General features: G+C 68.2%; 7 protein-coding genes and 1 pseudogene. 3 read left to right on the top strand and 5 right to left on the bottom strand.

The window, feature by feature from the left end; translation table 11 throughout:
* The first annotated feature begins 74 nt into the window (after window positions 1-74).
* The gene (locus BW981_RS21015; protein WP_076442782.1) at window positions 75-2,276 is read left to right on the top strand and encodes an esterase-like activity of phytase family protein; all 2,202 of its coding nucleotides are present in this window, start codon (window positions 75-77) and stop codon (window positions 2,274-2,276) included.
* Between the two features lie 196 nt (window positions 2,277-2,472).
* Here BW981_RS21015 and BW981_RS21020 read toward each other — a convergent pair whose 3' ends face one another.
* The 4 genes from BW981_RS21020 to BW981_RS21035 form a co-directional block, all read right to left on the bottom strand.
* Window positions 2,473-3,273 carry a MetQ/NlpA family ABC transporter substrate-binding protein gene (locus BW981_RS21020; RefSeq protein ID WP_076442784.1) on the bottom strand — a complete coding sequence of 267 codons (801 nt, stop codon included), beginning with the start codon at window positions 3,271-3,273 and terminating at the stop codon, window positions 2,473-2,475.
* A 38-nt stretch (window positions 3,274-3,311) separates the two neighbouring features.
* Entirely contained in the window at window positions 3,312-3,977 is a 666-nt protein-coding gene (locus tag BW981_RS21025) for a methionine ABC transporter permease (protein WP_076442792.1), read from the bottom strand.
* 4 nt (window positions 3,978-3,981) lie between these two features.
* Complete coding sequence (locus BW981_RS21030; RefSeq protein WP_076442794.1) at window positions 3,982-5,088, bottom strand: methionine ABC transporter ATP-binding protein; 1,107 nt, start codon at window positions 5,086-5,088, stop codon at window positions 3,982-3,984.
* A 171-nt stretch (window positions 5,089-5,259) separates the two neighbouring features.
* Window positions 5,260-5,505, bottom strand: a complete 246-nt coding sequence (locus BW981_RS21035; protein WP_076442786.1) for a hypothetical protein — start codon at window positions 5,503-5,505, stop codon at window positions 5,260-5,262.
* Window positions 5,506-5,935: 430 nt separating this feature from the next.
* Here BW981_RS21035 and BW981_RS21040 point away from each other — a divergent pair, with 430 nt between their 5' ends.
* Both BW981_RS21040 and BW981_RS21045 read left to right on the top strand, forming a co-directional pair.
* The gene (locus BW981_RS21040; protein ID WP_076442788.1) at window positions 5,936-6,325 is read left to right on the top strand and encodes a DUF2946 family protein; all 390 of its coding nucleotides are present in this window, start codon (window positions 5,936-5,938) and stop codon (window positions 6,323-6,325) included.
* 99 nt (window positions 6,326-6,424) lie between these two features.
* A complete protein-coding gene (locus tag BW981_RS21045) occupies window positions 6,425-6,913 on the top strand; it encodes a copper chaperone PCu(A)C (protein WP_076442796.1) in 489 nt (162 codons plus the stop codon).
* Window positions 6,914-7,116: 203 nt separating this feature from the next.
* Here BW981_RS21045 and BW981_RS21050 read toward each other — a convergent pair.
* A pseudogene (locus BW981_RS21050) lies at window positions 7,117-7,378 on the bottom strand (dihydrodipicolinate synthase family protein); the annotation flags it as partial.

Here is a 7,378-nt window from a genome sequence, read left to right on the forward strand (position 1 = left end):
GCAGCCGTCACGCAACTGTCATGATGCCGCCATAGCGGGACCTTCGCAGCCATTCAGGCCAGAGGATTCCGTTCATGCGCCACGCTTCGGTTCTCGCCGCCCTCGCCTCACTGATGCTGGCCGGCACGGCCCTGGCCGAGCCGGTCTTCAACCGCATCGCCACTTTCCAGGTCCCGCTGAACCTTCCCTCGGATCGCGACCCGGCGAAGAAGACGGTGGCCGAGATCATCGCCGCCAACGAGGATGGCACGCTGCTCGCCTATACCGATGGCGAGCAGAAGGCGCTGGGGCTGATCGACATCCGTGACGCCGCCCAGCCGAAGCCCGCCGGTTTCGTGCCGCTCGGCGGCGAATCGACCTCGGTCACCATCCTCGGCGACAAGGCCTTCGTCGCGGTCGTCACCTCCGGCGACAACTTCAAGGAGCCGGCCGGACATCTCGCGACGGTCGACCTCAAGACGAGGCAGGTGACCGCGACCTGCGATCTCGGCGGCCAGCCCGATTCCGTCACCTTGACAAAAGACAAGACGAAGATCGTCATCGCCATCGAGAACGAGCGCGACGAGAAGCTCAACAAGGGCGCCCTGCCTCAGTTGCCGGCGGGCAGCGTGACCCTGATCGGCATCAAGGACGGCGCGATCGACTGCGCCTCCCGTCAGGTCGTCGACGTGACCGGCATCGCGGCGGTCGAGCCCACCGATCCCGAGCCGGAATTCGTCGATGTCAACCAGGACGGGCTTGCGGCCGTGACGCTGCAGGAGAACAACCACATCGCCATCGTCGACACGAAGACGGGCAAGCTGGCTGCCCATTTCCCCGCCGGCACGGTCGATCTGAAGGGCATCGACAAGACCCGCGATGGCCAGATCCGGCCTGTCGAGGAGCTCAAGGGCGTGGCGCGCGAGCCCGATGCCGTGCGCTGGCTCGACAATGACCGCTTCGTCACCGCCAATGAGGGTGACTGGAAAGGCGGATCGCGCGGCTTCACGATCTTCCGCAAGGACGGCACGGTGGAATTCGACTCCGGCAATACGGTCGACCGGATCGCGATGCAGCTCGGCCATTATCCCGAGCGCCGTTCTGCCGCCAAGGGCAGCGAGCCCGAGGGCATGGAAGTCGGCACCTACGGCCAGGACAGGCTGATCTTCGTCGGGCTGGAGCGCGCTTCGCTGGTGCTGGTCTACAGCGACGAGGGGCCGGGCCGCGCGCCGCGCTATCTGCAGGCCCTGCCGGGCGGCATCGCGCCGGAGGGGCTGCTCGCCATCCCGCAGCGCAATCTCTTCGTCACCGCCTCGGAGGCCGATCTCGGCGCCAAGGGCGGGCCGCGCTCGGCCGTGACGATCTACCAGCGCGGCGAGGCGCCAGCCGCCTATCCGACGCTCGTCTCGGCCGAGGTCGAGGGCGCCCCGATCGGCTGGGGAGCACTGTCGGGATTGACGGCGCATCCGACGCTGGCTGGCCGGCTCCACGCCGTCACCGACAGCGCCTATTCCCCGTCGCGCATCCTCGAGATCGACGCCACGCAGAAGCCGGCCCGGATCACGGCTGGGATCACCGTGACGAAGGACGGCAAGCCGGCCGCCTATGATCTCGAGGGCATCGCCACCCGCTCCGGCGGCGGCTTCTGGCTGGCCTCCGAGGGCAACCCCGAGCACAAGGACAAGCCGACGCAGAACATCCTGCTGCGGGTCTCGGCCAAGGGCGAGGTCGAGGAAGAGATCACGCTGCCGGAAGAACTGGCGAAGCAGGCGACCCGCTTCGGCTTCGAGGGCGTGGCGGTGACGGGTTCCGGCGCCGAGGAGACCGTCTGGCTGGCGGTGCAGCGGGAATGGAAGGACGATCCCAAGGGCAAGACCAAGATCCTGGCCTACAAGCCTGCGACGAAGAGCTGGGGCGCGCTGCATTATCCGCTGACGGCGCCGGCCGCCGGCGCCTGGATGGGCCTCTCCGAGTTGACCTATCTCGGCAACGACCGCTTCGCCGTGATCGAGCGCGACAATCTCTTCGGCGCGAAGGCGGTGAAGACGCTGGCGACCTTTTCGGTCAAGGGGCTGACGCCTGCCGCCGTCGGGTCGGCGACGATCCCGACCGTCGAGAAGAAGCTGCTGCGCGACCTGACCCCTGATCTGATGGCGCTCAATGGCTACGGCCTCGACAAGGTCGAGGGCATGACCGTCGACAAGGACGGCAACCTCTTCGTCGTCACCGACAATGACGGCGTCGACGATTCCTCCGGCGAGACGCAGTTCTTCGCTTTGGGGAAGATTGCGAACTAGGGACTGGCTTGCGCGTCATTCTCGGGCGACGCAAAGCGCAGATCCGAGAATCTCGGGCCGGACAGGGCAAGGAGCCATCTCGTCATGGGATGCTCGGGTCGAGCCCGGGCATGACGCAGACCCGTAAGAAGTGCCCCGGATGCGGCGCATCCGGGGCAGGCGCCTGGCGCGATGAGAGCCAGGTGGGAGGAGCGGATTACCAGCCGGCGAGGACGGCGCCCTTGAAACGCTCGGCGACGAAGGCCTTGATCTCGGGCGTGTGGTAGCTGTCGACCAGCGTCTTGACCCAGGGCTTGTCCTTGTCCGCGCTGCGCACGGCGATGACGTTGACGTAAGGGCCCTTGGCGTCCTCGCGGAGGATGGCCGAGGCCGGGTCGATCCTGGCATCGACGGCATAGTTGGTGTTGATCGCGGCGGCGGCGACGTCCGCGAGCGAACGCGGGGTCTGCGCCGCCTCGATCTCGAGAACCTTGATCTTCTTCGGATTGGCGATGATGTCGGCGGGGCTCGGCTTGAAACCGACGCCCTCCTTCAGCTTGATGACGCCCTTGTCCTGCAGCAGCAGCAGCGAGCGGCCGCCATTGGTCGGGTCGTTCTGGATCGCGACGGTTGCCCCGTCCGGCACCTCGGCCCAGTTCTTGTACTTCGCCGAGTAGATGCCGAGCGGGAAGTTGACGGTGAGGCCGACGCTTTCGATCTTGAAGCCGCGATCCTTCACCTGGTTGTCGAGATAGGGCTGGTTCTGGAAGGAGTTCGCCTCCAGCTCGCCGGCGTCGAGCGCCTGGTTCGGGACGACATAGTCCGAGAACTCGATGATCTTGAGGTCGATGCCCTTCTTCGCGAGCAGCGGCTTCACCTTCTCCAGGATTTCGGCATGCGGGCCGGGGGAGACGCCGATCCGGACCACCTGCGTGGTCTGCGCCAAGGCGGGAGCGGCGGCGAGCGACAGCGCGAGGCCGGCGGCGAGCGCGGCGCGGCGGGTGAAAGCGGTGGTCATGGTCGGTCTTCCTTCGGATTGAGACGTGGAAATCGGGATCAGGTGTGACGCAGGCGCTTGTTCAGCCGGCGCGAGAGGCGGTCGCCGAAGCTCTGCACCGCCTGGACGAGGACGATCAGCACGGCGACGACGGCCGCCATCACCTCGGGCATGAAGCGCTGGTAGCCGTAGCGGATGCCGAGATCGCCCAGGCCGCCGCCGCCGACGGCGCCGACCATGGCCGAGAAGCCGATCAGGCTGACGACGGCGAGCGTGAGCCCCAGCACGATGGCGGGCAGCGCCTCGGGCACCAGCACCTTGCGCACGATCTGGAGAGGTGTCGCGCCCATGGCGCGCGCCGCCTCGACCAGCCCCTGGTCGACCTCGCGGATCGCGCCCTCGATCAGCCGCGCGATGAAGGGCGTGGCGGCCACGGTCAGCGGGACGATCGCGGCCGTGGTGCCGATCGACGTGCCCGCGATCAGCCGGGTGAAGGGGATGATCGCGACGACGAGGATGATGAAGGGCGTCGAGCGCGTGGCGTTGACCAGCGTGCCCAGCAGCAGGTTGGCCGCCGGCGCCGCGAACAGCTCGCCGCGCCGGCTGGTGGCGAGGAAGACGCCGAGCGGCAGGCCGATCAGGGTGCCGAGCCCGGCCGCGACCGCAACCATGCTCAGCGTGTCGACCGTCGCCTGCGCGATCAGCTGCAGGATCTGCGGGGAGATGATCTCAGGAAACATGGCCGATCACCTCCGCCTTGAGGTCCAGGGTCTTGAGGGCGGCGAGGACCGCCTCGCTTTCCGGCAGGCGCGACGGCACCGAGACCAGGAGGCTGCCGAAGGGACGCCCCGCGATCGCGTCGATCCGCCCCGCGAGGATGTTGACGTCCACGCCGACCACGGAACCGAGCCGGCTGATGACCGGCGCCGTCGCGTTTTCGCCGGTGAAGGTGATGCGCAGCACGAGATCGTCGCCTGGCCGGCCATCCCGCCGGATACGCCCTTCGAGATGAGCCGGCAGCTCGACGCCCGTCACCGCCTCGACGAAGCGGGCCGTGGTCGGATGCTGCGGATCGGTGAAGACCGAGAAGGTGTCGCCCTCCTCGACGATGCGCCCGCCCTCGATCACCGCGACGCGGTCGCAGATCTCCTTGATCACCGGAATCTCGTGGGTGATCAGCAGGATGGTGAGGCCGAGCTCGCGGTTGACCTGCTTGAGCAGGGCGAGGATCGACCGCGTCGTCTCGGGGTCCAGCGCCGAGGTCGCCTCGTCGCAGAGCAGCACCTTCGGGTCCGTGGCGAGCGCACGCGCGATGCCGACGCGCTGCTTTTGCCCGCCCGACAACTCGGCCGGATAGCGCTCGCGCTTGTCGGCGAGGCCGACCAGCGCGAGCAGCGTCTCGACCTTGGCGGCGATGGCGGCCCTCGGCGTGCCGGCGATCTCGAGCGGCAGCGCGACATTGTCGAACACCGTGCGCGAGGAGAGCAGGTTGAAGTGCTGGAAGATCATGCCGATCTCCCGGCGCCGCCGGCGCCAGCCGGCCTCGTTCAAGCCGGTCACGTCCTCGCCCTCGATCAGGAGGCGCCCGGCCGTAACCTTCTCCAGCCCGTTGACGAGGCGGATCAGCGTCGACTTGCCGGCGCCGGAGCGGCCGATGACACCGACGATCGCGCCGGCCGGAACGGAAAGGTCGATGCCCGACAGCGCGGTCACCGCCTGCTGGCCGCGCCGTCCCGGATAGGCTTTTCCGATCCGCTCGAAGCGGATGATGGGGTCTGGCGCAGCCAGGGGCCGCGCGCCGATGCCCAAGGCACCGGGTTTGACGGGAGCGTTCATCATGACCTCAGAAATGGGGATGGCAGGGCCAATCGCTGTCGCGCAGCTGCTCGAGCGTGACCGAGCGAAGCGCCCGGCGCCGGGCTTCGTCGAAACCCGCCTCGGACCGGGACCGGCCGAACCGCCCGGCGATATGGCGCCAGAGAGAGAGGAAAAGCGGCATGGCCGTGCCTATGACGCCAGCCGGAAAGCCGCAGCCGGTCGCGGCCGAGCCAGCAACCGCGCCGCATATTCGGCCGCGCCGGGGGTGGCGAAGCGGTGGCCGTCCAGCGCCCGGAAGCTGGCATCGGCGGCGATGAAGGTGAAGAAGCGCTCGTCCTCGCGTCGGTTGACGAGCCCGGCCTGGGTCTCGCCGACTTCGATGACATAGGCCTGCTGGGCCGGGCTGTGCCGGCCGGAAAAAGCGATCGATGACATGGGGTTCAAACCTCTGCGCCGCACGGCATGGCGGCTTGCGTGACGATGATGGTGGAGGCGGGGCGGGCCGGAGGCCCGCTGCGTCTCAGCGTCGACAACAGCAGAGGAGGAAGTGCGATCGGCTCAAGAAGGTGTTCGCGATGGTCATGCTCGTCTCCTGCTGATGGAGCCCACGACCACGTCGTGGCGCTTTAGCATTTGGTGACGCGGTGCAAGCTGCTCGCTCAAATCTCCGCGGCCGCCGGGCTTCCCCGAAGGCGAGCTCACCTTCGCTGAGACCGTCCGCTATGTCAATCGCAGTGTTCTTTTAAAGAAACGATCCGGCAGAGAAGGATTTTCTCCAACCCCGGATTTGAGCCGCGACAAAGAGCTGGGCCGCTGCGCCGTTCCGCGGCTTGACGGCGGCCCCGAACCGACGACAACTGCGCCCATGATCGCCCGCGCCAGCATGCTCGAGAGCCTGCGCCGCTCCGTCCTCGGGGCGTGGCTGGCTGCGGCCTATGCACTGACCGTGCTGGCGGTCGCGCTTGCGCCGGTTCCGGCGGGGCAGGCCATCGGTGCCGAACTCGGTGCGGTTCTGTGCTCGGGCGCCGCGCTTCCGGGTGGGGGCGAACAGGACGGGCCGGCCGCGCCGCTCGGCGAATTCGCCCATTGCAAGGGTTGCGCGCACAATCCCGTATTCGCCGTGCCGCCGGCCGCGGCTGCGGTCGTCATCGTCCGGATGGCGGGCGTTGTCGCGCCGGAGGCGGTGTTCCGCGAGAGCCTGCCGCAGGGCGTCGTCCGGGGCCTGCCGCCTTCGCGCGCGCCGCCTGCGGCCTGAGCCAGCTCTTCTGTCTCACCGATGCCGTTCCGGACGATGCGCCCGCGCTCTCCGGCCTCTCCTCGCGGCTGCCTTGCGGCCGCCCTCAAGGATATCACGATGAACTTCGCTCGTTTCGCTGTCGCAGGCGCCCTCGCGCTCGCCGTCTCCTGCGCCGCCCTGGCCGCCTCGGCCCATGGCTTCAAGGTCGGCTCGCTGCAGATCGGCCACCCCTGGTCGCGCGCCACGCCGGCCGGTGCCAAGGTCGGCGGCGGCTATCTCTCGATCGAGAACAAGGGCACCGCGCCCGATCGTCTCGTCGCCGTTTCCGTGCCCTTCGCGGCGCGTGCCGAAATCCATGAGATGGCGGTCAAGGACGGCATCATGACGATGCGCCCGCTGGACAACGGCATCGAGATTGCGCCCGGCCAGAAGGTCGAGTTCAAGCCCGGCGGCTATCACATCATGTTCATGGACCTGAAGGAGCCGCTCAAGATGGGCGAGATGATGAAGGGCACGCTCACCTTCGAGAAGGCCGGCACCGTCGATGTCGAGTTCAAGGTCGACTCGATCGCCGCCAAGGGCGACGACGCGCATAAGGGGCACTGAGCCCAGGTCCCCTTGCCGAATGAAAGGCGGGGACCCTCTCCCGGAGGGAGAGAGCAGGGTGAGGGGCAGGCCGTCTGACGGGGAGTCTGAAACCCGGCGACAGCGGCGGTGAGGAGGTTGCCTCACCGGTCAAGGGACCCGCACCCGACCCTTGCCCCTCTCCTTGCAGGAGAGGGGTTCCCCGCGCTCGGCCGAACAGCGTCTCAGACCTTTGCCCGCGGATCGGTCTTCGCGACCCGCGCGAGGAGGTAGTCCACCTCGGCCTTCGCCGCGGCGCTGATCGCCGATCCGGGCTTGCGCTGGGCGTCGCTGGCCAGGATGCCGCGTTTCATCATGGTGTATTTGCGCACGGCGAGCCCCACGCCCTGCTGCTGCTCGTAGCGCATCAGCGGCAGATGCGCGTCGAAGATGTCGTGCGCGGCGTCGCGCTCGCCGGCCTTCTGCAGCCTGACCACGTCGATCAGC

This window comes from Allobosea sp. TND4EK4 (assembly GCF_900156025.1).
Lineage (GTDB): Bacteria > Pseudomonadota > Alphaproteobacteria > Rhizobiales > Beijerinckiaceae > Allobosea.

Bases quoted from the DNA above. Each gene is read 5' to 3' on its own strand.
- BW981_RS21015 (WP_076442782.1), top strand. From the start codon at position 75: ATGCGCCACGCTTCGGTTCTCGCCGCCCTCGCCTCACTGATGCTGGCC.
- BW981_RS21020 (WP_076442784.1), bottom strand. From the start codon at position 3,273: ATGACCACCGCTTTCACCCGCCGCGCCGCGCTCGCCGCCGGCCTCGCG.
- BW981_RS21030 (WP_076442794.1), bottom strand. From the start codon at position 5,088: ATGAACGCTCCCGTCAAACCCGGTGCCTTGGGCATCGGCGCGCGGCCC.
- BW981_RS21035 (WP_076442786.1), bottom strand. From the start codon at position 5,505: ATGTCATCGATCGCTTTTTCCGGCCGGCACAGCCCGGCCCAGCAGGCC.
- BW981_RS21040 (WP_076442788.1), top strand. From the start codon at position 5,936: ATGATCGCCCGCGCCAGCATGCTCGAGAGCCTGCGCCGCTCCGTCCTC.
- BW981_RS21045 (WP_076442796.1), top strand. From the start codon at position 6,425: ATGAACTTCGCTCGTTTCGCTGTCGCAGGCGCCCTCGCGCTCGCCGTC.